Annotated in this window: 22 protein-coding genes and 2 pseudogenes; 10 read left to right on the top strand and 14 right to left on the bottom strand. The window is 62.2% G+C overall.

What is annotated here, in order from left to right:
• Positions 1–241 precede the first annotated feature (241 nt).
• The 4 genes and pseudogenes from ASG67_RS06170 to ASG67_RS06160 form a co-directional block, all read right to left on the bottom strand.
• Entirely contained in the window at positions 242–1,396 is a 1,155-nt protein-coding gene (locus ASG67_RS06170; RefSeq protein ID WP_056527106.1) for a tyrosine-type recombinase/integrase, read from the bottom strand.
• Between the two features lie 192 nt (positions 1,397–1,588).
• Complete coding sequence (locus ASG67_RS06165) at positions 1,589–2,893, bottom strand: recombinase family protein (RefSeq protein ID WP_268796279.1); 1,305 nt, start codon at positions 2,891–2,893, stop codon at positions 1,589–1,591.
• 3 nt (positions 2,894–2,896) lie between these two features.
• Positions 2,897–3,280: pseudogene (locus ASG67_RS19665) on the bottom strand (recombinase family protein); the annotation flags it as partial.
• A gap of 350 nt (positions 3,281–3,630) precedes the next feature.
• On the bottom strand, positions 3,631–4,560 hold the full coding sequence (locus ASG67_RS06160) for a LysR family transcriptional regulator (protein WP_056527099.1): 930 nt from the start codon (positions 4,558–4,560) through the stop codon (positions 3,631–3,633).
• 97 nt (positions 4,561–4,657) lie between these two features.
• On the opposite strand from ASG67_RS06160, the gene ASG67_RS06155 reads away from it, so the two are divergent.
• Positions 4,658–5,584: an alpha/beta hydrolase gene (locus ASG67_RS06155; protein ID WP_056527096.1), complete on the top strand. Its 927-nt coding sequence runs from the start codon at positions 4,658–4,660 to the stop codon at positions 5,582–5,584.
• 82 nt (positions 5,585–5,666) lie between these two features.
• On the opposite strand, the gene ASG67_RS06150 is transcribed toward ASG67_RS06155, so the two are convergent.
• The 4 genes from ASG67_RS06150 to ASG67_RS19110 all read right to left on the bottom strand — a co-directional run bounded on the left by ASG67_RS06150 (position 5,667) and on the right by ASG67_RS19110 (position 8,685).
• Positions 5,667–6,701 (bottom strand): LLM class flavin-dependent oxidoreductase, encoded by a 1,035-nt coding sequence (locus ASG67_RS06150; protein WP_056527093.1) that lies wholly within the window; start codon positions 6,699–6,701, stop codon positions 5,667–5,669.
• A gap of 89 nt (positions 6,702–6,790) precedes the next feature.
• The gene (locus ASG67_RS06145; protein ID WP_056527090.1) at positions 6,791–7,405 is read right to left on the bottom strand and encodes an FMN-dependent NADH-azoreductase; all 615 of its coding nucleotides are present in this window, start codon (positions 7,403–7,405) and stop codon (positions 6,791–6,793) included.
• A 33-nt stretch (positions 7,406–7,438) separates the two neighbouring features.
• Entirely contained in the window at positions 7,439–8,353 is a 915-nt protein-coding gene (locus ASG67_RS06140) for a pirin family protein (RefSeq protein WP_056527082.1), read from the bottom strand.
• Between the two features lie 23 nt (positions 8,354–8,376).
• Positions 8,377–8,685 (bottom strand): hypothetical protein, encoded by a 309-nt coding sequence (locus ASG67_RS19110; RefSeq protein WP_056527079.1) that lies wholly within the window; start codon positions 8,683–8,685, stop codon positions 8,377–8,379.
• A gap of 172 nt (positions 8,686–8,857) precedes the next feature.
• Here ASG67_RS19110 and ASG67_RS06130 point away from each other — a divergent pair, with 172 nt between their 5' ends.
• Positions 8,858–9,748 carry a LysR family transcriptional regulator gene (locus ASG67_RS06130; protein WP_056527113.1) on the top strand — a complete coding sequence of 297 codons (891 nt, stop codon included), beginning with the start codon at positions 8,858–8,860 and terminating at the stop codon, positions 9,746–9,748.
• Between the two features lie 9 nt (positions 9,749–9,757).
• Here ASG67_RS06130 and ASG67_RS06125 read toward each other — a convergent pair whose 3' ends face one another.
• The 5 genes and pseudogenes from ASG67_RS06125 to ASG67_RS06105 all read right to left on the bottom strand — a co-directional run bounded on the left by ASG67_RS06125 (position 9,758) and on the right by ASG67_RS06105 (position 12,506).
• A complete protein-coding gene (locus tag ASG67_RS06125) occupies positions 9,758–9,967 on the bottom strand; it encodes a hypothetical protein (protein WP_056527076.1) in 210 nt (69 codons plus the stop codon).
• Positions 9,967–10,353 (bottom strand): hypothetical protein, encoded by a 387-nt coding sequence (locus ASG67_RS06120; RefSeq protein ID WP_056527073.1) that lies wholly within the window; start codon positions 10,351–10,353, stop codon positions 9,967–9,969. Before ASG67_RS06120 ends, ASG67_RS06125 begins: the two co-directional genes overlap by 1 nt.
• 182 nt (positions 10,354–10,535) lie before the next feature.
• A pseudogene (locus tag ASG67_RS06115) lies at positions 10,536–10,874 on the bottom strand (nuclear transport factor 2 family protein); the annotation flags it as partial.
• A 64-nt stretch (positions 10,875–10,938) separates the two neighbouring features.
• Positions 10,939–11,814: an MBL fold metallo-hydrolase gene (locus ASG67_RS06110; RefSeq protein ID WP_200940734.1), complete on the bottom strand. Its 876-nt coding sequence runs from the start codon at positions 11,812–11,814 to the stop codon at positions 10,939–10,941.
• A 53-nt stretch (positions 11,815–11,867) separates the two neighbouring features.
• Entirely contained in the window at positions 11,868–12,506 is a 639-nt protein-coding gene (locus ASG67_RS06105) for a DsbA family protein (protein WP_156460676.1), read from the bottom strand.
• Between the two features lie 76 nt (positions 12,507–12,582).
• On the opposite strand from ASG67_RS06105, the gene ASG67_RS06100 reads away from it, so the two are divergent.
• Entirely contained in the window at positions 12,583–13,515 is a 933-nt protein-coding gene (locus ASG67_RS06100) for a LysR family transcriptional regulator (RefSeq protein ID WP_056527065.1), read from the top strand.
• A gap of 367 nt (positions 13,516–13,882) precedes the next feature.
• Here the strand turns inward: ASG67_RS06100 and ASG67_RS06095 are convergent, their stop codons facing one another.
• Positions 13,883–14,230: a hypothetical protein gene (locus ASG67_RS06095; protein WP_056527062.1), complete on the bottom strand. Its 348-nt coding sequence runs from the start codon at positions 14,228–14,230 to the stop codon at positions 13,883–13,885.
• Between the two features lie 447 nt (positions 14,231–14,677).
• Here ASG67_RS06095 and ASG67_RS06090 point away from each other — a divergent pair, with 447 nt between their 5' ends.
• From ASG67_RS06090 to ASG67_RS06060, 7 genes are all read left to right on the top strand, one after another.
• Positions 14,678–15,556 (top strand): TorF family putative porin, encoded by an 879-nt coding sequence (locus ASG67_RS06090; RefSeq protein WP_056527059.1) that lies wholly within the window; start codon positions 14,678–14,680, stop codon positions 15,554–15,556.
• Between the two features lie 113 nt (positions 15,557–15,669).
• Entirely contained in the window at positions 15,670–15,759 is a 90-nt protein-coding gene (gene kdpF, locus ASG67_RS06085) for a K(+)-transporting ATPase subunit F (protein WP_022685962.1), read from the top strand.
• A 13-nt stretch (positions 15,760–15,772) separates the two neighbouring features.
• Entirely contained in the window at positions 15,773–17,476 is a 1,704-nt protein-coding gene (kdpA, locus tag ASG67_RS06080; protein ID WP_056527056.1) for a potassium-transporting ATPase subunit KdpA, read from the top strand.
• Between the two features lie 13 nt (positions 17,477–17,489).
• Positions 17,490–19,526, top strand: coding sequence for a potassium-transporting ATPase subunit KdpB (gene kdpB / locus ASG67_RS06075; RefSeq protein WP_056527054.1), 2,037 nt, complete (start codon positions 17,490–17,492; stop codon positions 19,524–19,526).
• A gap of 12 nt (positions 19,527–19,538) precedes the next feature.
• Positions 19,539–20,138, top strand: a complete 600-nt coding sequence (gene kdpC / locus ASG67_RS06070) for a potassium-transporting ATPase subunit KdpC (protein WP_056527051.1) — start codon at positions 19,539–19,541, stop codon at positions 20,136–20,138.
• A complete protein-coding gene (locus ASG67_RS06065) occupies positions 20,138–22,813 on the top strand; it encodes a sensor histidine kinase (RefSeq protein ID WP_056527048.1) in 2,676 nt (891 codons plus the stop codon). Before kdpC ends, ASG67_RS06065 begins: the two co-directional genes overlap by 1 nt.
• Positions 22,814–23,500 carry a response regulator transcription factor gene (locus tag ASG67_RS06060; RefSeq protein WP_056527045.1) on the top strand — a complete coding sequence of 229 codons (687 nt, stop codon included), beginning with the start codon at positions 22,814–22,816 and terminating at the stop codon, positions 23,498–23,500. It abuts the gene before it with no gap.
• The last annotated feature ends 31 nt before the right edge of the window (positions 23,501–23,531 follow it).

The following is a 23,531-nucleotide window of genomic DNA, read 5'->3' as shown; positions in this document are numbered from 1 at the left end:
ACCGCATGCACTCGGCCCTCGGGTATCTCACGCCCGAACAGGCCGAGCAGCGCATGACCAGCTAACCCAGCGTGTCCGCCGAGTCAGGGAAAGATCAAACTACCAAGTTGCGACTTTACGTAGGGCTGAGGAAGGTGGTTAGCTGCCGTTCCCAAGGCTGCGGAATACGAGGCCTGCTGGCTGGCTTAACAACACAACTAGGCGGCTGAATGGCTAAGCTTTTGCATAGCCGCTAGTCCATTCACGCCATCTCGGCGGCGATTACGCCAGCGACTTCGTTAGCGGCGGCGCGGACAGGGTGCCCGGCAAGGTGGGCGTAGCGGGCAGTGGTCTGCACCTGCGAATGGCCGAGCAGCTTGCCGATCATGGGGAGCCCCTGTCCAGCGGCAACTGCCACAGATGCAAAGGTGTGTCGCAAATCATGAATGCGAACGTCATTCAGCCCCGCGCGAGTGCGAACGCGACGCCAGAATGGCTGCAGGTCGGATAGCGGCTTGCCCGGAAGGGTGCCTGCCAACACGTAAGGGTTAAAAGGTTGCGGCGTAGTCGTTGCAAGTACATCAAGTGCAGCCTGTCCGAGCTGTACGATCTTTGCACCCGTTTTGGAATCTGGCAGGCGCAGCACACCGGCCTGCAGGTCGACATGCTCCCACCGGAGTTTCATTATTTCGTTTAGCCGGCATCCTGTCAGCACCAGCATTCTGACGGCGATTATAGCGGATGCGTGTTCGATCCGTTCGGCCGCCATTTCGCTCAGTACCTCACCCAGGCGCTTTAGTTCGGCCGGGCTCAGGAACCTTTCGCGTTTTACTTCCGGGTATTTGCGAAGGTGCCGTCGCGGGTTGCTCCCGTCAGGTCGAAGGCCCCACATCTCGGCCAGGCTGAACATTTTTGAGATGATCTCGATGTTGCGGTTCGCCTGATAAGGGATGTGACGCAGATCATGATGGAACTTGGCGACATCAGCGCGGCTGATCTCCGCCACCCGCAAACGCCCAAGAGCCGGCAGAATGAACCGGCTAAGGTTTCGCCGATATTCCTTGGCCGTGCTTTCCTTTACACGAACCTGAATGTGCTCACGGTCAAACCGTTCTGCCAGTTCACGAACCGTTACCGCCTCACGGCGCTCTTTGCGGTCACCGGCTGGGTCTCCACCGGCCCGTACCGCTGCGAGAGCTTCGATGGCTAAAGTCCGTGCCTGTTCATGCGTCAGAACGCCGTGAGCGCCAAGTGACAGCCGCCGCGAGCGTGTGCCCACCCGGTACTGGATGAGGTAGCTGCGCCGCCCCGATGGCAGAATCCGCACGCCGAACCCCGCGATATTGCCATCCCAGATCATGTATTCGGTGGCGCGTACCTCGGCGCCTTCTACTGTGCGCTTCGATAATCCTGCCATTTGATCCTCCCTGCTACCGTCCATCACCCGTCCGGCACTTCCGGCAGCGTGGCGGAAGCAAGAGGGCGAGCGTTGCAGCGAAAGGCTGCGTGAAGCAGTCATGCGGATGACCGGAGATCAGTCAACTAAGTCATTGAGAACGCGAAGAACAAGGAAGCAGAGCGTAACACAGCGTACTAGCCGCAACAGCACTCATAACCTGAAGGTCACAGGTTCAAATCCTGTCCCCGCAACCATCTTGATTTGCAACACCTCCTCGGTCACCTCCGCGGAGGATTTTTGCGTTTCCGCTCCAGCACATAGCTCGAGCATTGACGCCAGCTCCCCGCGCAGGTCGATGGTGAGATGGCCGTCCTCTGGCGTCAGCACCACCGCCTCGATGAGCGCGCGCAACCGGTCGAACGCCTGCGCCTTCAGCGCTTCGTCCTCGAAGGCCGCGGTGAGCTGTTCGACCTTCTCACGGTACACGCGGCTCAGGTCCGGGGTAAGCAGCTCGGGCTCCGGGGAAACCGTCTCTGTGGTTTCCTGTTCGGTAAGCTCCAGTTCGGCGAGCAGGGCCTTGCGTCGCTCGGTCCAGATCTTCATCTCGTCGACGAACACCATCGCGTCCACGCCTTTGAGGATAGCCGCCTTGGCGCACCCTAGCTGGTGATCGAGATTGGCCAGTTCGGCTTCCCGCTCGGGGCAGGCGCTGACAATTTCAGCTGTCAGGCGTCGGGTCTCTGCCTCATATTCCAGAAGGAACGCTCCGACGACATCGTCACGCAGCATCTCGCTCGACAAGCCCGCCAGCACGCGCGTGTCGAGTTCGTCCTGGCGGATCGTTAGCCGGTTGTCGCACCAGGTCGGGCCCTTTTTGGCGGCGCCCTGGCAGCCGAACCGGGTCTTGCCCGATTTCGCATAGCTCGCGCCGCAGCTGCCGCAGGTCATCTTGCCGGTCAGCAGATACCGCGGGCGTTGCTGTGCGAAGAAGGGCAGACTGGTCGTCTCGGTACGCGGTTTCGCTGAGCGCGCGAGCGTAGCCTGGCGGGATTTGACCCGGTCCCACAGTTCGACGGGCACGATGCCGAGCGCCGGGGACTCGACGTCATCGGATCGTTTGTCTTCCGGATTGAGGAAGGCGTGGCGCTTTCCCGTTTCCGGGTTCTTGCGATACGATTGTTTGCCGTACGGCCGTCGGCCTACATACAGCAGGTTGTTGAGGATACCGGTGCCGCGTGCGGCATTGCCGGTCAGCGTGTTCGGCGTCCAGGCCGCAGCTTTGCCGAAAGGATGTCTGCTGGCTTTGCCGCTGCGCGGCGAGGGCACACTGTCGGCATTGAGGCGCCGCGTGATGGCGATGGGCGACAGGCCGGCCGCATAGTCCTCGAAGATCCGGACCACCACCGCGGCCTCGTTCGGCACGATCTGCTGCAGGCCGCGGATGCGTTCGCCGTTGCCGTCGAGCTCGATGCGCTTTTCATAGCCGTACGCAGAACCGCCGGGGTTCTTTCCCATCGCGTGACGACGCACCAGCGCATCGCGCGTCTTGTCGCTGGTGGCGCTCAACTGCTCGGCGTTGATCGTACCGATCATGCCGATGTGCAGCGGCGTGACTATGCCTTCCTTGCGCGTGGCCAGGAGGATGCCGCGAAACCGAAGACTGTCGAACAGCGTCGCGATATCGGCCTGGCTGCGCGACAGCCGGTCCATGGCGTCAGCGTAGACGATGTCGACGCGGCCTGCGGCAATGGCCGCAAGCAACGCCTTCATACCGGGGCGGTGCATCGTAGCCGCCGACTCCGCTGCGTCTGTGAAGCAGAGCACCTCCTGCCAGCCTGCGCGGATGACCTCGCGCCGGCACATCATCAGCTGCGTCTCGATCGACTGCACGTCCTGTTTGTCCGTCGAATACCGACCAACTCACGCCGTTCTTCAGCAAAGGTGTGAGCGGCAGCTTCTCTCAAAACCCGCCACTCATCCTACGCCAACACGATGCGAGGCTTCGTGACCCATCCCCGCCATCCCTCTATTGAGTGAGAGGCGAGTGACCTACCATGTCGGAAAACACCTGTTTGTCGTACAGTCGTGCTTGTAATCGGGTTTTTCGTGCACCTGACCTTTGAACGGCGATAATGGTAGGTTTCCGCACAGTCTGGATGGCATTTCGAGAACTAATTCAAGCCAGACGACCGCGATTAACCAGCTGTCGTATTTGATGGTGCCTAGCGAACGTCTGGCTCGCTTTCGGAGAGCTAAATAATGTCTGCTATTAAATCACAATGGCTGGAACGGTGCGCAATGTTGCGCACCAAGAGATCAATGAATCGGCGGACTTTCGGAGACAGGTGACGGCGGCTTGGATAAATCAAGCTGATCGGGACCGGGGGCGCGGCATAATCTATCAACAGCCTGTTGAGGCGGCCGTCGGCAAGGTCCTGGTTGACGACGTAGCTGGGAAGGAATGCCAAACCCGCCCCCGCGATTGCGGCGTCGCGTAATGCTTCTCCGCTATCGAGCGAGAGACGCGCTCGCGGATTGACCAGGATGGTCTTGTTTTCGAGCTTGAACCGCCAAGCGCGCTTCTGGCCGGCGCTTACATAGTTCAGGCAAGCATGGCCCAGCAGATCGTCGGGATGGCTCGGTGCTGGATTGACCAGCAGATAGGCGGGGCTGGCGACGACCAGGTCGTGCTGCTGGGTAAGTGTCCTGGTGATGAGGCTGCTATTTTCGCGAGTCTCGCCAATTCGGATCGCCAGATCGATACCGTCTTCGACGATGTCGCTGACCCGGTCCGTAAAGCTCACGTCCGCCTTGAGCTTTGGCCATGAGGCGAGAAAATCATTGAGCAGCGGCAGGACCATGACGCGTCCGAACGTCATCGGCGCAGTCAGCCGAAACAGTCCCTGAGGCTCTCCGCCGCCATCGGACATCGACAATTCTGCTTCTTCGAGGTCGGTCAGGATCTGCGTGCAGCGTTCGAGGAAGATGCGACCGTCATCGGTCAGCCCAAGGCTGCGCGTCGTCCGGTGGAACAGCCGCACGCCCAACCGATCCTCCAGGCGCGCAACGCTCTTGGCGATACCCGACCGCGTCATCGAACGCACGCGGGCTGCTCCTACGAAGCTTCCCGCTTCGGCTGCCGCAACAAAGGCGACGATGTCATTGATGTTGCCTGGCGCCATGAGACGCTTCCGCTCCTCCACAGTGTAGACGTCCGATCGCCAATCCACGGACTATATTGATGACCTGAGCAGTTCACCGACATCAGGAGCAAATGAAATGGCCTTCAACGACATCGTGACGCATCGCCTGAACCAATGGGCTGAAAGCCTGCAGCACCTCGGCCCCGTCATCCTGGGCGAGAACACCGATGTGACGATCGATGAAATTCGCCAATCCTACGTCCGCAAGATGGCCGAGCACCCGACGCCTGCCGACGTGCGTATCGAGCAGATCGACATGGGCGGTGTTCCTGGGACGCTCGTTACCCCGGAAGACGTAGAGGGCGACCGAGTGCTCTTCTACATCCATGGTGGGGCGTACATCGTCGGCGGACCCGGCGGCTATCACGGGCTGGCAGCGGCATTCGCAAAGGCGATGAAGGCGCGCGTCTATCTGCCGGATTACCGACTGGCGCCTGAGCATGCATTTCCCGTTCCGATCGAAGATACGTTTGCAGCATATCGCTGGTTGATCGATCAGGGGCAGAACCCGAAGTCGGTGACGTTCGCCGGGGACTCTGCTGGCGGTGCTATGGTCGTGTCCGTAATGGTCATGGCGCGTAACGCCGGCGTGCCACTACCGGCCGGTGGGGCCGCGCTCTCGCCCTGGGCGAACCTGGAACACACCGGTGCCTCGATGTTCAATCGTGAGGGACTGGACAAGCTGAACACCAAGGCGGGCCTCGACCTCATGGCTCGGACCTTCCTGGGCGACGCGCTGCCGAACAGTCCCGAAGCCTCGCCGGTCTTCGCGGATGTTCGTGGCCTGCCACCGATCATGGTGCAGATCGGCGAAGGCGAACTGATGCTGAGCGACGCCATCCGCCTCGCGGCACATCTCGGTGAGAACCGGGTTCGTGTTTCGCTCGAAGTGTGGCCGGGTATGTTCCACGTCTGGCATATGTTCCACGCCGAGTTGGCGGAAGGTCGCGAGGCGATCGAAAACGCCGCTGCGTTTTTGGATCACGCTGTCAGGGCTGCCTGAACGCAAAGCTGAGCAACGGCGCCACGTCTCTTCAGATCGTGGCGCCGTTCACAGGAATGACGGTCGGCTCCTCGCTGTCTCTTCACGCTGGATCGGCGTTGACGCGCGACCGCACTTCTCGCCCGAGCAGTTCGATCGAGTGGAGCATGGCGGGCTGGTCGTGCGCGGCCGAACTCATCTGGAAGGTGAGGCGGTCGATCCCGCCGATGTCACGGTCGGCGCGCAGGATCTTGGCGGCGACGGTCTCCGGATCGCCGACCAGAAACGCACCGCTCGGCGAGACGAGCTGGTCGAACTGCGCACGCGTCGCAGGCGGCCAGCCACGCTCGCGGCCGATCTTGGTGAACATCTGCTGCCAGCCGGGAAAGAACCGGTCCTGCGCCTCGCGCGTCGTATCGGCGACGAAACCCATCGCGTGGATCCCGACTTTCAGCGTGTCGGCCGCGTGCCCGGCCTTCGCACCCGCCTGGCGGTACAGGTCGATCAGGGGGCGGAACCGGGCGATTTCGCCACCAATGATCGCGACCATGAGCGGCAAGCCCAGCGTTCCCGCGCGAACGAACGACTGCGGGGTGCCTCCAACGCCGAGCCAGATCGGCAGCGACGCCTGCTGCGGACGCGGATACACGCCCTGGCCCCGCAAGGGCGCGCGGAAGCGGCCTGACCATTCGACATGCGCGTTGTCGCGAACCTTGAGCAGCAGATCGAGCTTCTCGGCGAACAGTGCGTCGTAATCCACGAGGTCGAAGCCGAACAGCGGATACGCCTCCACCGACGAACCGCGACCGACGACAATCTCGGCCCGGCCGCGCGAGATCAGGTCAAGCGTCGCGAATTCCTGGAAGACGCGCACCGGGTCGGCCGCGCTCAGAACGGATACGGCGCTGGTGAGTCGGATGGTCTTGGTGCGTGCGGCCGCTGCCGCCAGGATCACTGGTGGCGCGCTGTCGAGATAGTCGCTGCGGTGATGCTCGCCAATCCCGAACACGTCGAGCCCGGCACGATCGGCAGCCTCGATCTCGTCGAGCAGGAACGCCATCCGATCGGAATCGCTGGCCGGGTTCTCCCCGCCGAGCAACGCGGACGTGGCGGCAAAACTGTCGATGCCGATTTCCATGGGTGTTCTCCGTGAGTATTGTGCGGATCCGCGCCTGCCGGACCGATCGTGAACCGGGCCGACGCGCATCGCCAGCCCGGTACTATGAATCACGCCGTCAACGTGGCGATGCGCGTCTTTGCGGTTTCGATCGCGGTAGTGCGCGCGTCGGGACCGGTCGCGATGCCCTCGGCGATGACGACTTCGGGATCGTGGATGCCAACGAAACCGAGCGCGGCGCGCATATAGGTTTCCGCGTGCTCTATACCGGCGAGTGGCGAGTTGGGACCATAGAACCCGCCGCGAGCGACCGTCAGGATCACGCGCTTGCCGCCTGCGAGCCCTTCGAGCTTGCCTTCCGAGGTGTAGCGGAAGGTCTGACCGGCAACGAGAATCCGGTCGATCCACGCCTTGAGCTGCGATGGCACGGTGAAGTTGTAGAAGGCGACGCCGATGACGATCGTGTCGGCGGCGAGGAATTCCTCGAGCACAGCGGCACCGGTCGCGAGATCGGCGCGCATTGCCTCGCTGTGCTGCGCATCCGCATTCTGGAGCGCGCCGAGATACGCGCCCGACAGATGCTGAATCGGGTCGGCGGCAAGATCGCGGTACGTGACGACGACGTCGTCGCTATCAGATACGAGGCGCGCGACCGCCTCGGCGGACAGCATGCGGCTGACGGAATGATCGCCAAGAATGCTAGAATCGATATGGAGAAGCTTCATGTCCTGGGTCTTTCTGGTTGGGGAAGGAAGTGATCAGGCTGCGAGACGGGGGGGCGTCTCGGGCAACGGGATGAATTCGACGTCGTCGCCGGGCACGCCGGGAAAGCGTCGTTCGCGCCAGTCGGCAGCGGCCTGGTCGATGCGCTCCTGGCGGCTCGACACGAAATTCCAGAAGATGTGGCGCGGGCCGTCGAGCGGTTCGCCGCCCAGCACCATCAGCCGCGTCGGGCCGACCGCGCGGACGACGATCTCGGTATCGGGACGGAACACGACCAGTTCGTCCTTGCCGAAACGACCGGTCTGGCCCTCGACCTCGATCAATCCGCCGACGACATAGACCGCGCGCTCGATATGCGCGCTTTCGATCGGAAAGCACATCCCGTCCGCCAGCACGACATCGGCATAGAGCGTCTCGGAGAAGATGTTGGTCGGCGACTGCCGTCCGCCGAAGCGGCCCGCGAGCAGGCGAACTTCGATGCCGTGATCGGCGATCACCGGCACGTCGCCTGCCGCGACATGCTGGAAGCCGGGATCGGTTTCCTCCAACGCGCTTGGCAGCCCGAGCCACGCTTGGAAGCCGAACATCGTCTCGGTGCGCGCACGGCTCTCGACACCGCTGCGTTCGGAATGGACGATGCCGCGACCGGCGGTCATCAGGTTCACTTCGCCCGGCCGGATCGTCTGGACGTAGCCCGCGCTGTCGCGGTGCTCGCTCTCGCCCTCGATCAGATAGGTGAGCGTGCTGAGCCCGATATGCGGGTGCGGACGGGTGTCGGCACCCTGGCCGGGACGGAGCACGACCGGACCGAAGCTGTCGAGAAACACGAACGGCCCGACCATCCGCCGCTTGGCCGAGGGCAGTGCGCGGCGCACCGAGAAATCGCCGAGATCGCGGGTTGCGGGCAGGATGGTCTGTTCGACCGGGCCGGTATGGGACTGAAGCGTCACGGCAGGTCTCCGAAGAAGGGGGATCAGTGGATCGACAGCGCTGCGAGGGCCGCGACCTGGTTCGCATTGAAACCGTGACCGAGCAGCGCCGAGCCCGCGGCGTCTGCCGGTCGACCGAAGCGCCGAGTGTCGCTGACAAAGGCGCGGATCGCGGCGGTGCGCGGATCGACCTGCGGCAGTGTCGGCGCGGTGCCAGTCAGCGCAACGCGGACCCGGCGCATCAAACGCGATACCAGTTCGGCACCGTCGTTCTCGACCGTCGAGAGCGCCTCGGCGACGGTCGACCATTCGGTGTTCGTCAGGGGGTGGGTATCGGAGCGCTGGTTTTTCATGGTCGTGTCCGAGACGCCTGTTTGCGTCGTGAGACCCAGATACGGACACGCAACTTTTAGCGAAACCGGCTAAGTTTCGATCGCTACGTTCGATAATCTCGACAAGGCCGGTTGGCGCGTCTGCGTGATCATCCTATGCATCGATCCACGCCGCAGACGGAAAGGCATCATTATTTCGGAACCCGGCACGCCGACACTCGACCAGCTCCGCGTTCTCGTGACCGTTGTCGAAGCCGGCAGTTTCGCAGGCGCCGCGCGCGCGCTGAACCGTGCGACCTCTGTGATCAGCTACACGATCGCCAATTTGGAGGCGCAACTGGGTGTCCGGCTGTTCGATCGGGAGACGACGCGCAAGCCGCAACTGACCGAAGCGGGCCGGATGGTGCTGGGCGAAGCGCGGCTGGTCGCCAGCAGCATCGATTCCTTGCGGGCCAAGACCAAGGGGGTGTTGCAGGGGCTCGAGTCCGAACTGCACGTGGTGCTCGACACATTCCTGCCCGAGGCGCGGGTCGTCGATGCGCTGACCGCGTTCTTCGCGACCTTTCCGACGGTTTCGTTGCATCTGTCGGTTGAGACGCTGGGCGCGGTGACGCAGCAGGTGCGCGACGGCCGGGCAACGCTGGGCGTCAATGGCCCGCTCGACACGGTGGACGGGATCGAGCGGATCGCGATCGGCAGCATCCGCCTGTTGCCGGCCGCAGCCCCTACGCATCCGCTGGTGCTGGCGGGACGCAACGCACCAGGCGCCGGGCGCGCGCATATCCAGCTGGTGCTGACCGATCGCTCGCCGCTAACGCAGGGGCGCGATTTTGCGGTAATGAGCAGCCAGACCTGGCGACTCGCCGATCTCGGATCGAAGCACATGCTGATGAAGGCGGGGATCGGCTGGGGCTACATGCCCGAAGCGATGATCCGGGATGATCTCGACACTGGGCGGCTCGTTCTGCTCGACATGCCGGATGCGCCGGGCGGGGAATATCAGATGCACGCGATCCATCGGAGCGATACGCCGCCAGGCCCCGCTGCTGCCTGGCTTATCGAGCGCTTGCGGGGGCAGCTGTGATTGGTCGGTTCAGGGACGCCTGCGTACATTCGAGGTGACGAGGGCTACGAACGTGAGCAATGCCGTTAGCGTCAGGACGACAGAGATCATCGGATCGTCGAGCTTACGAACCAGTTCTGTATAGAGCAGCAGGGCGGCACCTATGACGACCGCAAGCTGTACAACGACCGCCGTCAAAGTGACGAAGTCCGGCTTGGCGCGTGTGAGGGCGGTTCGCATCACGCCACCGACTGCACGGTGTCGAGTACCAATCGGCGAATATCAGTGATCGCTGCCGAGGAGAAACCGAACGCGATCAGTCGATCGTCGTCCGCGCGCGACAGCCTGCCGGCGCTTAGACGAAGCGTGACCGCATAGCGGCGCAACGCCTCAAGCCGTGGATCTGCGAGGGGGTTCGGACGCTCAAGCCCTAACACTGTCGCCAGCACCGACTGAAACCGACCTGAACCGGCCAGGCTCCACCGGCCATCGGTACGTGCAAGCTGGATAACCTGACGCTCCAGCATGCTCAGCCGTGAAACCGGATCGTGTCGTGGCGTGGCACGCGTCTGGGCCTGCTCGAGCGCGCCGCGGGGAAGGTTCAGTTCGAGATCGAGATAGGCCATGATGCACTCCCGGAGCGCCCGATTGCAGCGCCGCCTTGGAAGTCGCTATCGGCCCAACTGCGGCTTGGACACAGCCGAATAGTTTCGACGATCAGGTTCGAGAAAATCGAACGGTCGGCGTTGCCTCGGTGCCCCGGTCTATCGTCGAGATACCGCGGCAAAGCCATCGTCGAAGATGCATGTCAGCTGTTGTCGCCGTCCAGAGCAGCCATCACCGTCGCGCTGTCGACATATTGCTCCATCGTGACGATCTTGCCGTCCTCCAACCGATAGAGATGCGCGAAAGTCGCGGACACCGCCTTGCCGGTCGCACGGTAGGTGCCTGAATAGATCCCGAACGCGGCGACGCGGTCGCCCTCGGCGAGATAGGTGTGGACCTTGGCCGTATACCCCTCCCATTCGGTGCCGAGCCGCTGGAAGACGTTCTCGACGATGGCGTCATAGCCGACATAGGTGCCGGCATAGGGGAATCCCGCTGCCTCGGTCCATGTCGCGTCCGGCGCGAGCGCGGCCTTCAGATGCGCGCCGTTTCCGCCGACGTGCCTTCATAGGTGGCGCGAATGATGTCGGTGTTGCTTTGCATGCTCAGCCCCACTTCATTTCGCCGGTCGCGACCTTCGCGCCGACCTGCAACGCCACGCCCATCCCCGCGTCGGGATAGCGCGCGGTCATCGCCGCGATGAGCGCAGCGCTGTCCGGCTTCTTGGCGATCTCCTCCTCGAACGCCCGCAGATAGTCGCGGGTATAGATGATTGCGACTTGGCCAAGCGGTGCCGACGGGGTCATGTGGCCAGGCACGACCACATCGGGCTTGCGCGCCAGCATCGCGTCGAGCTGAGCGATCCATGCCGCCCGCGCCTCGGCACCGGCGGTGTCCGCGGTCCAGACATGGACGCCCGAGAACACCAGCACCCCGCCGAAGATTGCCGACAGCGACGGCACCCAGAGATAGCGACGGTTGGCAAGGCTGCTCGCAGCGACGATCTCGATCGCCTGCCCGTCGACCAGTAGCTGGGTATCCGAGAACGCGCTCGGCATGACGATATCGGCCAGCGTTTTGGGACCATTGTCGCCGAGCTGCGGACTCCAGGTCGCCAGCTTCTTGTCGACGTTCGCCGTGATCGCTGCGATCGTCTCGGGCGCGGCCAGCACACGAACGTCGGGGAAGGCATCCTTGATCGGGCCCAGGCTGAAGTAATAGTCGGGATCGCTCTGGCTGACATAGATGGTGGTAAGCGTGCGACCGGTCGCCTTGATCGCCTCGACCAGCGCCCGGCCGTCGGGAAGCGTGAAGCCGCCATCGATCAGGACCGCCTCGGTCGCGCCCCAGACCAGTACCGGCGCACGGAAGAATCCAGGCTCGCCGGCTGGGAATGCCTTCCACTGAAGCGCCTTGCCGGCAGCGAGCGCTTCGCCTTGACCCAATATCGATACGGCTGCGCCGCCTGCGATCATCGTCATCATCTGTCTCCGGTTAGGCATGGTGAATACTGGCTGGTTGGATTTGCGCACGGTCACGCGACACCCTGTGAACGAACGAGCGAGAGCGGGTTATGGTATAAGATGGCCGCGTCGATCGGTGATATCCGGTCGCCATCGATCCGGAACAGCGCTGGTACGCCACTCACTCCGAAGCGCCGCATCACTGTCTGCGCCTGCTCCAGCCGGGACCGGTTCTCCTCGCGCAGGCCAGGCGCGGGATTGGCAAGCGTGACCGCTGCGGCATCGAGGCCGGCGGAGACAAGCAGATCTATCAGCACGAACGCATCGGTGATGTCGCGTCCGTCGACATAGCGGGCGCGCTGGATGATCCCGAGTGCTTCGAGTTCGCGCATCGGCGCGGTTCGCGCGACCGCGCTCAGCGCGAGCGTTGCGGGTCCACTGTCGAGCGTCAGGCTGGCGCTGCCGGCGATCCGTTCGTGATAGGACGCGCCAAAGACCGCACCAGTGACAGTCGCGATCCGCTGGTCGCTCGCCATGATGTGATCGCTCATCGCGCCGTCGAGAGTGCGGGCGCCTTTGCCCGCGAACAATCCGCGGGGCATCGGCTCGACGGTCAGGTCGCCCTGGGCTGCGAGCGTAGCGATTCCGGCGGAGGCACCGTAGCACCAGCCGCACAGTGGATCGTAGATGTAGAGAAAGCGCGTCGTCATCGTCATCGACTCCAGGATGACCGGAATATGCGCCCCGTCGATTGCGATGTGTAGAACGAAGATCTAATCAGATCGTATGTCTTTGCCACACAATGTTCGCTCCGGATCAAACCGCGGCATCAACAATCTGAAGCGGCTCGCGTATTTTGCGGAAGTGGTCGAAACCGGCTCGTTCACCGCCGCGGCGGAGCGCCTGGGAATCACTAAGGCTGTCGTTAGCCAGCAGGTCGCCGCGCTTGAACGCGCATTCGAAACTACTTTGCTTGTACGCACGACACGCAGCGTCCGCCCGACTGAGGAAGGGCGCGCCTTCTATGAACGGAGCGCGCGCGTGCTGGCGGAGGCGCAGGCGGCGTTCGATGGGCTCGAGAGCAGCGACCGCGCGCCGACGGGAAAACTGCGGCTGACCGCACCGTTTGACTACGGCATCGCCGTGGTCGTTCCTGTCATCGCCGCGTTCCAGCAGCGCTATCCGGGCTGTACTGTCGATTTTGTCATCGGTGACGCAACGTTAGATCCGATCGGGAGCGACATTGAACTGGCAATTCGAGTGGGCTGGCTGGTCGACAGCGCGCTACGATCGAGGCGCATTGGGGCCTTCGACCAGTTGCTCGTCGCGAGCCCTGAATTTGCCGGGCATCTCGCACGCGACCTCACGCCTGAGCAGGTCGCGGGGCTAGCCTTCGTCGCTAACAGCAACTTGCGCGATCCGCTGGGCTGGACTTTCCGCACCCAGGACGGGCGTCAGCAATCGCTGCAGTTTGCGGCGACGCTCGCGATCAGCGCGACGCTCGGCGTGCTGCAGGCGGTGAGGAACGGTGGCGGTATCGCGGTTCTTCCCGATTTCGCCGTCGCCGACGATCTGGCAAGCGGCCGGCTCGTCCGGCTGCTGCCTGATTGGCATCTGGATAGCGGCGGGATCTACGCGGTCATGCCCGATACCCCCTACCGGCCGGCGCGCGTCACCGCGTTTCTCGACATGCTGTCGGAGATTGAACGCAGGCGGTGATGGTTGGTCGGCATTACGTGACACTGACCGGCGCCGCGGGCGCACGATCGTAAGACGGGATCGTACATAGAACGGCCCCAGATATACGCATAGCGTCGGAGGCAGGCTCGAGTGCCGCAAAACACCTGCTTGTCGCACAGTGGTGTTTCAGACCGGGTTTTCCGATCAATTGCTTGCCGAACGGCCATTATGGGAAGGACAGTGGCCTATCTGCTTTAGGGCGCCGGGATAGCAATAGCCAATGTTGCGCATGGCGACCGCCTTTTTCGAAAATGACAGTTTTTTGAAACGCCAGTGGCGAAGGGTACTGGCGAATGAGGAATCGAGAATATGCGCTCGTAGCTGACAGCAAGACGGCTACACAGCGCTAGGCCGTTTGTTCCAGCGCTGAGCTTGCCATCGAAAACATAACCGTTGCCAGCATGGCAAGCACGACTTCGCTCGCTTGCCAGCGGTCAGGGGCAATTCCGTCTTTCCACCACCTCCAGACCAATCCCGAGAAGATGTACATGCCGGCAAACGCCAGATAAGCTTTAGTGGGAACCATCTCGCGAAAAGTAATGCCCGCCACGACAAATACGAGCGCTAGCCCGGTGGCTCCAAACACTGCTTGTAGGAGTTTGCGCTGGAACGAACAGTTCCAAATTACAAGCAAAGCCAATAGCTCTAAAATCATCAATCCGAAATATACGATTGAGACGAGAAGCGTCCCCATCCTAATTTTTATCTACTTTTTTCACGACAGCGTTTGTAACGCCCTCCCTCTCAGAAGAAGCGCGACTATAGCTATGGATATTTATCCATAGTATAACGTCGAACGCTATTATTACTAGAATAATAGCGGCTAGCATTAACATGCCAGAAGCTGACATTTTGTCCGACGTCCTTCTTACATTTCTCAATGCTAAGGCGCGAGATAGCTTGTCCGGCATATAGACAAAAGATCGGTTTGATCGATCTCCATAGTGCTGACGTAGTGTTGGGTCGATTTTCAAAAAGTAGCAGCGCCAAGCCAGCTACTGGCAGCGTAAAAAAAGCGTCAGCTATATGCGCGCTATATGCCTTTTCCCGGAATCGATCTCGAATTGCTACGCTGAATGCGCCTAATCGCACATCCCTGAAGGCATCGTCACGTGACGAGCGCCGCTCAAGGGGTGTAATAATGAAGTTCCGTCATGCGGCCGTGGTCGTTGCGATCCTAGCTTTTCCAGCCACTGTACAGGCTCAGTCGACGCCGAACGACAAGGCCGAGGCTGCTGAAGCCACGGCTCCGCCATCGACGCTGACGGTCAGCGGTTCGGCCGCGATCGCCTCCGACTACCGGTTCCGCGGCGTATCGCAGTCCGACCGGGAAATGGCTGTTCAGGGCGGCATTACAGTTGCTCATGAAAGCGGTCTGTATGCTGGCGTCTGGGGATCCAATCTCGCCGGGTGGGGAACGTTTGGCGGCGCCAACATGGAGCTCGATCTTATCGGGGGCTACAAGGCGAAGCTCGCTGACAATGCAACGCTCGACGTCGGTCTTACCTGGTACATGTATCCGGGCGGCGCCGATAAGACCGATTTCGCGGAGCCCTATGTGAAGCTGACCGGCACGGCCGGCACGGCAACGCTGACCGCAGGTGCGGCCTATGCGCCCAAGCAGCAGGCGATCGGCAAATGGTACAACACTGGTGCCGATGCTGTGAATGGCGTCTATAACAATCCCGGCGCCAAGGACGACAACCTCTATCTGTGGGGCGACGGCGCGCTGGCGCTTGCCGGTACGCCGATCACGGCAAAGGCGCATGTCGGCCACAGCTGGGGGCAGGATGGCTTAGGTCCGAATGCGACCGCTGTAGCGCCTACTGGCGAATACTGGGATTGGTCGCTGGGTGCGGATGCCACCTACAAGAACCTGACATTTAACGTCAGTTATATCGACACCGACATCTCGAATCGGGAGGCGACGTACCTCCGCCCCAGCTTCAGCAAGGGTCAGGACGGCACCGGCAATATCGCTGGCGGCAAGGTCGTGGTCTCGCTGACGGCTGCCTTCTGACCTTCTGAAAGGACACCTGATGCAGGACTTGCTCTGGATCGCAATCATGGTCGGACTGGTGGCGCTCACGCTCGCCTATGCCCGCCTATGCGACAACGCCTGAGGAGACGGCAATGACCCTCGACCTTTGGCTGGCGGCGCTCACCGCGCTTGGCCTCCTAATCTACCTTGTGGCGGTTCTCATCCGCCCCGAACGCTTTTGAAGGAGGCGGACCGATGACACTCCAGGGCTGGTTCCTTATTCTGGGCTTCGTTGCCATATTGCTGGCGCTGACCAAACCGGTCGGCACGTGGCTTTTCACGCTGTACGAAGGACGGCGTACCCCGCTTCACGTCGTACTGGGTCCGGTCGAGCGCGGCTTTTACAAGCTTGCCGGGATTGATCCAAACGTCGAACAGGGCTGGCGCCGCTATGCGCTGCACATGCTACTGTTCAACGTCGCGTTGATGGTATTCACCTATGCGGTGCTGCGTCTGCAAGGCGTACTGCCAGGTAACCCGCAGGGGCTGGCAGGGCTGGCGCCGAACCTAGCGTTCAATACCGCGATCAGCTTTACCACGAACACCAACTGGCAGAGCTATGGCGGTGAGAGCACCATGTCGAACCTCAGCCAGATGCTGGGGCTGACGATCCATAACTTCCTGTCCGCTGCAACCGGCATCGCACTCGCCTTCGCACTGTTCCGGGGCTTCGCGCGCCGGGAGTCGAAGGCGATCGGCAATTTCTGGGCTGATGTGACGCGGGTCACACTCTACGTCCTGCTGCCAATCTCAATCGTTTACGCGCTCTTCCTGATTGCCAGCGGCGTGCCGCAGACGATGGCCGGTGTGGTCGACGTCCAAACGCTCGAGGGTGTAAAACAGTCGCTGCTGCTCGGCCCGGTTGCGAGCCAGGAGGCGATCAAGATGCTCGGCACCAACGGTGGCGGCTTCTTCAACGCGAACTCCGCGCACCCGTTCGAGAATCCGACCGCACTGACCAACCTCATACAAATGCTGTCGATCTTCCTGATCGGTTTCGGGCTGACGTGGACGTTCGGCAAGGCAGTCGGCAACACCAAGCAAGGCTGGGCGATCCTGTCGGCGATGGTGATCCTGTTCCTCGCTGGTGTGACCGTCACCTATTGGCAGGAGGCCGCAGGCAACCCGGTACTGCACAATCTTGGCGTCGCGGGCGGCAACATGGAGGGCAAGGAGGTCCGCTTCGGGATCGCAGCATCTGCATTGTTCTCGGTCGTCACTACCGCTGCGTCGTGCGGTGCCGTCAACAGCATGCACGATAGCTTCACCGCGCTTGGCGGCATGATACCGCTATTCAACATGCAGCTGGGTGAGGTCGTCATCGGCGGTGTTGGCGCAGGTATCTACGGTTTCTTGCTCTTTGCCATACTCGCAGTGTTCGTCGCCGGTCTGATGGTCGGTCGTACGCCGGAATATGTCGGTAAGAAGATCGAGGCGCGTGAGGTGAAACTCGCGGTGCTTGCAATCGCTGTGCTTCCGCTGATGATCCTGGGGTTCACGGCGCTGTCGTCCGTGCTGGCGCAGGGACTGGCGGGGCCGCTGAACAAGGGGCCGCATGGCTTCTCCGAAATCCTCTACGCCTTCACCAGCGCGGTCGGAAATAACGGCTCTGCGTTCGCAGGCCTCACCGCCAACACGCCCTATTATAACGGGTTGCTCGGCGTTGCGATGTGGGTCGGCCGCTTCTTCATCATCGTGCCGATGCTGGCGATCGCCGGCGGCCTGGCAGCGAAGAAGTATACGCCGGAGAGTTCCGGGTCCTTCCCCACGACGGGGGGACTGTGGGTCGGATTGCTGGTCGGTATCGTGTTGATCCTGGGCGGCCTGACGTTCCTGCCGAGCCTCGCGCTTGGTCCAATCGCCGATCATCTCGCGATGATCAGCGGCAAACTGTCCTGAAGGGGCGCCTGACATGGCAAAAACCCAATCCAAGAGCCTGTTCACGGCCGACCTTGTCGTGCCCGCGATCAAGGCGTCGTTCCTGAAGCTCAACCCCAAGGAACTCGTTCGCAACCCGGTCATGTTCGTCACCGCCGCGGTCGCGGCGCTGATGACCGTCCTGCTCGTGATCGGGCAGGACAATCTGTCCGTCGGTTTCAAACTGCAGCTCGTTATCTGGCTGTGGCTGACCGTGCTGTTCGGCACCTTCGCCGAGGCGCTGGCTGAGGGGCGCGGCAAGGCGCAGGCAGCAAGCTTGCGTGCGACCAAGGCGGAACTGACCGCCAAGCGCCTGAAAGGCGCCGGCCGTGAATTCGAAAATGTCCCAGCCAGCCAGCTCAAGGTCGGTGACATCGTGCTGGTCGAGACCAACGATCTGATCCCTTCGGACGGCGATGTCGTCTCGGGTGTTGCCTCAGTCAACGAGGCAGCGATCACCGGCGAGAGCGCGCCGGTTATCCGTGAAGCAGGCGGCGACCGATCGGCGGTTACCGCTGGCACCCGCGTCATCTCCGACGAGATCCGCGTCAAGGTCACCGTCGAGCCCGGCAAGGGCTTTCTCGATCGGATGATTGCACTCGTGGAAGGTGCAGAGCGCCAGAAGACGCCGAACGAGATCGCTCTGACCCTGCTACTCGTCGGCCTTACGATCATCTTCCTGATCGCAGTCGGGACGATCCCGGGCTTCGCCACTTATGCGGGCGGGTCGATCCCGGTCGCGATCCTGGCAGCCTTGCTCATCACGCTGATCCCAACGACAATTGCTGCGCTGTTGTCGGCCATCGGCATCGCCGGCATGGACCGCCTGGTACGGTTCAACGTGCTCGCAAAGTCGGGCCGCGCAGTTGAAGCAGCGGGCGACATCGACGTTCTGCTGCTCGACAAGACCGGCACGATTACGATCGGTGACCGTCAGGCGAGCGAGTTCCGGGCGGTGTCCGGGACCAGCCCACAGGAGCTGGCCGAGGCCGCTTTGGTGGCGAGCCTTGCCGACGAGACGCCGGAAGGCCGTTCGATCGTGCTTCTCGCGCGTGAAAAATTTCACGTGGCAACGGCTGAGCTACCTGCCGGTGCCGAGATCATCCCGTTCACGGCACAAACGCGCATCTCGGGCGTGAAGGTCGGCGGATCATTGATCCAGAAGGGTGCGGTGGATTCGATCCTGCGTGCCAACGCAGGCTCGGGCGAAACCGCAGCCGCTACTGAGTTGCGCCGGATTACCGATGAGATCGCACGCGCAGGCGGTACGCCGCTTGCAGTTGCGCAGGACGGACGGTTGCTTGGCGCCATTTTCCTCAAGGACGTGGTCAAGGCCGGCATTCGCGAGCGTTTTGGCGAGCTGCGTGCCATGGGCATTCGCACGGTGATGATCACCGGCGACAATCCGCTTACTGCCGCAGCGATCGCGGCCGAAGCCGGCGTCGACGATTTTCTTGCCCAGGCGACGCCTGAGGACAAGCTCGAGCTGATCCGCAAGGAACAGACCGGTGGGCGACTGGTCGCGATGTGCGGCGACGGCACCAACGACGCGCCAGCGCTCGCGCAGGCCGATGTTGGCGTTGCGATGAACACCGGCACGCAGGCTGCACGTGAAGCGGGCAACATGGTTGATCTCGACAGCGATCCGACCAAGCTGATCGAGGTCGTAGGTCTCGGCAAGCAGCTGCTGATGACCCGCGGTGCGCTGACGACCTTCTCGGTCGCCAACGACGTGGCAAAGTATTTTGCCATCATCCCAGCAATGTTCGTCGTACTCTATCCGGGGCTTGGCGTGCTGAACGTTATGCGCCTGGGCAGTCCTGAAAGCGCGATCCTGTCGGCGATCATCTTCAACGCCGTCATCATCCCCTGCCTGGTGCCGCTGGCACTGCGCGGCGTAGCCTACAAGCCGATGGCAGCTGGACCACTGCTTGCCCGTAACCTCGCGGTCTACGGCCTTGGTGGCCTGGTAGCACCGTTCATTGGCATCAAGATCATCGACCTCGTGGTCGGTGGCCTCGGTCTCGCGTAAGGAAAGACAGACATGGGCAAGGATTTCACCTCCGCACTGCGACCTGCGATCGTCATGACGATCCTGTTCGCAGTCCTTCTCGGGCTCGTCTATCCGCTTGCCATGACCGGGATCGGTCAAACGATTTTCCCAAGCCAGGCGAATGGCAGCCTGGTGCGGGACGCTCGTGGCACAGTCATAGGTTCAAGTGTGGTTGGACAGGCCTTCACTGCAGACCGCTACTTCCAGACGCGGCCGTCCGCTGCCGGAAAAGGCTATGATGGCCTTGCATCGTCCGGTTCAAACCTAGGTCCGGCGAGCCAAGCCCTGGTCGACCGCGTGAAGTCCGACGTAGCGAAGCGTCGCGCCGAAGGCGTCGCAGGACCAATGCCCGCCGATCTGATCACCGCCAGTGGCTCGGGGCTTGATCCCGATCTGTCGCCCGCTGCCGCATTGGCTCAAGCGTCGCGCGTGGCGCGGGTCCGCGGTGTGCCAATCGACCGTGTTCGCCAGCTAGTCGCTGACACGACTGAGGCGTCCATCCTGGGTGAAGCTCACGTCAACGTACTGGCCCTCAACCGTGCACTCGACGCACCGTCAGGCATCAGCACCTCCGGGACACGCCCGCGCTGATGCCTGTCTCAGGCGATGGAAGACCTGACCCGGACGCTCTTCTGCGCGCAGCGGCGCAGGAGGGCAGGGGGCGCTTCAAGGTTTTCCTCGGTGCGGCCCCGGGGGTCGGCAAAACCTTCGAGATGTTGTCCGAGGGTGCGGCGCGTAAACGGGACGGCGTCGATGTCGTCGTCGGTGTGGTTGAAACCCATGGACGCGCGGAAACAGAAGCGCTCACCCGAGGTCATGAGATCACACCACGTCGGGCAATTTCATATGAAGGCCGGACGCTCCAAGAGATGGATCTGGATGCGATCCTAACCCGCGCGCCGCGTCTCGTTCTGGTCGACGAACTCGCGCATACGAACGCACCCGGCAGCCGTCATCCCAAACGCTATCAAGATGTCGAGGAACTGCTTGTCGCAGGGATCGACGTCTACTCGACCGTCAACATCCAGCACGTTGAAAGTCTGAATGACATCGTCGCCAGCTTCACGCGTGTCCGCGTGCGCGAGACAGTGCCGGACAGCGTACTGGAGATGGCCGAGATTGAGGTCGTCGACATCCCGCCGGATGAGCTGATCGAACGACTACGTGCAGGCAAAGTCTATCTGCCGCACGAAGCAACGCGAGCGCTGTCGCACTTCTTTTCCAAATCCAATCTGTCTGCTTTGCGCGAACTGGCGCTGCGTCGTGCGGCCCAAGCCGTCGACGCGCGTATGCTCGACGACGTACGTGCTCTGGGCCTTGGTGGCACGTGGGCGGGCAGTGACCGGATCGTTGTTGCTATCAACGAACTGCCGGGCGCGGACGCACTGGTCCGCGCCGCAAAGCGTGTCGCGGATGGGCTACGAGGACCTTGGACGGCAGTCTTTATCGAAACCCCGCGCGCCGCCCATTTTTCGGACGTCCAGCACCAGCGTGTCGCTGCAGCAATGACACTGGCTACCCAACTTGGCGCTGCTGTCGCGACTGTGCCAGCTACCAATGTGGTAGAGGGCATTCAGAGCTTTCTGGTTGACGCCCGAGCAACCCAGTTGGTCATGGGTAAATCACGCCGGTCGCGGTGGTTCGAACTCCTCCACGGCTCCGTTGTTGACCGATTGATCCGTGACACCCCTGGTGTAACTGTTCACGTGCTGCCGATCTTTGCAGAGCAGGCGAACCAAGAGCGTAGGCGGCGCCGACCGGCACACTGGGGCACGCCAGCCGGCTACGCGATCACCGCGGCCCTCGTGGCGGGGGTCACCGCCGTCGCCAGTGCGCTGTTCCACGTGCTTAATCTTGGCAATGTTGGGCTTCTGTACCTCTTGCCCGTCATGGCAGCCGCAAGCCTCTACGGCCTGCGTACCGGCCTATTTGCTGGCATCGCTTCCAGCCTTGCCTACAACTTCTTTTTTCTCCCGCCAGTCGGCACACTCACTATCAGCAACCCCGAGAATGTTATCTCGGTGGTCGTGCTGCTCGGCGTTGCGGTCGCAACCAGTCAGCTAACGTCTCGCGTCCGGGCTCAGGCCGATCTTGCTGCGGCAAGCGCCCGCACCAACGCGACGCTCGCAGGTTTCCTGCGCCAGATCACAAGCGTCAATGACATCGACGTGGCCGCGCAGATGATCTGCGATGACGTTCGCGGCCTTCTCGAAGTGCAAGTGGTTCTGCTCGTACCCGGGGTCGGCAAAAGCCTCGAAATTCTCGCCGCGAGCGATCCAGCCTATCACCTGACCACCATGGACACTGCCGCAGCCACCTGGGCGTTGGACACCGGCATGGCGGCAGGCAAGGGCTCGGGCACGCTCGCGGCCTCGGAATGGCTCTTCCAGCCCCTGAAGGCAGGAGGTCGTGTTCTAGGCGTTCTTGGCGTGGCGAAGGATACGACAGCTAACCCCGTGCGTGCCGATCAGCTCCCGTTGCTCAGCAGCCTTATCGATCAGTCCGCGCTTGTCCTTGAGCGGCTGCGGCTTGAAGTCGAGATGCGCGATGTGGAGACGGTACGGACCAGGGACCGGCTACGCGCGGCCCTCCTGTCTTCGGTCAGCCACGACTTTCGCACGCCGCTCACCGCGGTTATTGCAGCGGCAGACCAACTCGAGCACGGGGCGACGCCCGAACTGATCGGGACGATCAAGGGCGAAGCTGCCCGCCTCAATCGCTTCGTCGCCAACCTGCTCGACATGGCTCGCGTGGAGGCGGGCGCGTTGAAGCTCAATATCGAAGCGACCGACCTTGAAGAAGCGGTGACCGGTGCAGCGCACGATGCCCGGCGCGCTCTCGAAGGTCATGGCGTACGGCTCGACGTCCCGCCGGGCCTTCCCCTTGTCCGCGCCGATCCGCAGCTCCTGCACCATTGCCTGCTCAATCTCCTCGACAATGCCGGTCGCTATGGAGATCCGGGAACCGAAATCGTTATTGAAGGCCGCCATCGCTTCGGAGAACTTCGTCTCGTTGTCTTAGACAATGGACCAGGCTTGCCGCCTGGCCGGGAAACGGAAGTGTTCGAGACGTTCCGCCGCCTTGAGGGCTCCGATCGTGCCATTGGCGGGACCGGCCTTGGCCTTGCGATCGTCAAGGCATTCGCTGAAGCAATGGGCATGGCCGTCGAGGCTGCGAACCGCGACGATGCCACCGGTGCAGCCTTCACGCTCGTCTTCCCCTCGACCCTGATCGTCCGTGATCCCGCACCAGAAGGTCTAACCTGAATGCCTGCCAAAGTACTCGTGGTGGACGATGAACCCGCCATCCGTCGCCTTCTTCGCAACACGCTCGTCCGGGCTGGCTACACGGTTGTCGAGGCCGAGGACGGACGGCAGGCGTTGCACCAGGCAGCAACCGAGCATCCAAGCGCTGTGCTGCTCGATCTCGGTCTGCCTGACCGCGATGGTCTGACCCTTATACCGCTGCTGCTCGTCCACGGCGATGCCGTCATATTAGTGGTATCGGCACGAGATGCGGTCGATGAAAAAGTGACTGCGCTCGATCTCGGCGCGCACGATTTCGTCAGCAAGCCATTCGACACCGATGAGTTACTGGCGCGGCTTCGCGTGGCGTTGCGCCACCACGGATTGTCGGAAACCACACAGAAGATCGTGCAACGCGGCGATATCAGCATCGATCTGGATCGACGGATCGTGTTCCGAGGAACAGAGGAACTTCACCTCACGCGCAAGGAACATGACGTGCTTGCCGTGCTCACCCGACATATCGGTCGGGTCGTGACACACGAGCGCGTACTTGCCGCTGCCTGGGGAGGTGAGGAGGAACCACGCGTCGAGTATCTCCGCATCGTCATCCGCAATCTTCGGCAGAAGCTGGAGCATCCAGGGCCGGTCGGCAGCGTGATCGCCAACGAACTGGGTGTTGGATATCGCCTGCGCTCCGACGCGTGACTATCTCGTAAGACCAGGCAAAATCGTCCTG

Origin of the sequence: Sphingomonas sp. Leaf339, assembly GCF_001426195.1 — a bacterium.
Taxonomy (GTDB): domain Bacteria; phylum Pseudomonadota; class Alphaproteobacteria; order Sphingomonadales; family Sphingomonadaceae; genus Sphingomonas.
The sequence above is the reverse complement of the archived record's forward strand: the minus strand, read 5'-3'. Positions and strand labels throughout refer to the sequence as shown.

What these genes read in the sequence shown, in the direction of transcription:
- ASG67_RS06170 (WP_056527106.1), bottom strand. Translation starts at nt 1,396, where the DNA reads ATGGCAGGATTATCGAAGCGCACAGTAGAAGGCGCCGAGGTACGCGCC.
- ASG67_RS06165 (WP_268796279.1), bottom strand. Translation starts at nt 2,893, where the DNA reads ATGGGAAAGAACCCCGGCGGTTCTGCGTACGGCTATGAAAAGCGCATC.
- ASG67_RS06160 (WP_056527099.1), bottom strand. Translation starts at nt 4,560, where the DNA reads ATGGCGCCAGGCAACATCAATGACATCGTCGCCTTTGTTGCGGCAGCC.
- ASG67_RS06155 (WP_056527096.1), top strand. Translation starts at nt 4,658, where the DNA reads ATGGCCTTCAACGACATCGTGACGCATCGCCTGAACCAATGGGCTGAA.
- ASG67_RS06150 (WP_056527093.1), bottom strand. Translation starts at nt 6,701, where the DNA reads ATGGAAATCGGCATCGACAGTTTTGCCGCCACGTCCGCGTTGCTCGGC.
- ASG67_RS06145 (WP_056527090.1), bottom strand. Translation starts at nt 7,405, where the DNA reads ATGAAGCTTCTCCATATCGATTCTAGCATTCTTGGCGATCATTCCGTC.
- ASG67_RS19110 (WP_056527079.1), bottom strand. Translation starts at nt 8,685, where the DNA reads ATGAAAAACCAGCGCTCCGATACCCACCCCCTGACGAACACCGAATGG.
- ASG67_RS06125 (WP_056527076.1), bottom strand. Translation starts at nt 9,967, where the DNA reads ATGCGAACCGCCCTCACACGCGCCAAGCCGGACTTCGTCACTTTGACG.
- ASG67_RS06120 (WP_056527073.1), bottom strand. Translation starts at nt 10,353, where the DNA reads ATGGCCTATCTCGATCTCGAACTGAACCTTCCCCGCGGCGCGCTCGAG.
- ASG67_RS06110 (WP_200940734.1), bottom strand. Translation starts at nt 11,814, where the DNA reads ATGACGATGATCGCAGGCGGCGCAGCCGTATCGATATTGGGTCAAGGC.
- ASG67_RS06105 (WP_156460676.1), bottom strand. Translation starts at nt 12,506, where the DNA reads ATGACGACGCGCTTTCTCTACATCTACGATCCACTGTGCGGCTGGTGC.
- ASG67_RS06100 (WP_056527065.1), top strand. Translation starts at nt 12,583, where the DNA reads ATGTCTTTGCCACACAATGTTCGCTCCGGATCAAACCGCGGCATCAAC.
- ASG67_RS06095 (WP_056527062.1), bottom strand. Translation starts at nt 14,230, where the DNA reads ATGGGGACGCTTCTCGTCTCAATCGTATATTTCGGATTGATGATTTTA.
- ASG67_RS06090 (WP_056527059.1), top strand. Translation starts at nt 14,678, where the DNA reads ATGAAGTTCCGTCATGCGGCCGTGGTCGTTGCGATCCTAGCTTTTCCA.
- kdpF (WP_022685962.1), top strand. Translation starts at nt 15,670, where the DNA reads ATGACCCTCGACCTTTGGCTGGCGGCGCTCACCGCGCTTGGCCTCCTA.
- kdpA (WP_056527056.1), top strand. Translation starts at nt 15,773, where the DNA reads ATGACACTCCAGGGCTGGTTCCTTATTCTGGGCTTCGTTGCCATATTG.
- kdpB (WP_056527054.1), top strand. Translation starts at nt 17,490, where the DNA reads ATGGCAAAAACCCAATCCAAGAGCCTGTTCACGGCCGACCTTGTCGTG.
- kdpC (WP_056527051.1), top strand. Translation starts at nt 19,539, where the DNA reads ATGGGCAAGGATTTCACCTCCGCACTGCGACCTGCGATCGTCATGACG.
- ASG67_RS06065 (WP_056527048.1), top strand. Translation starts at nt 20,138, where the DNA reads ATGCCTGTCTCAGGCGATGGAAGACCTGACCCGGACGCTCTTCTGCGC.
- ASG67_RS06060 (WP_056527045.1), top strand. Translation starts at nt 22,814, where the DNA reads ATGCCTGCCAAAGTACTCGTGGTGGACGATGAACCCGCCATCCGTCGC.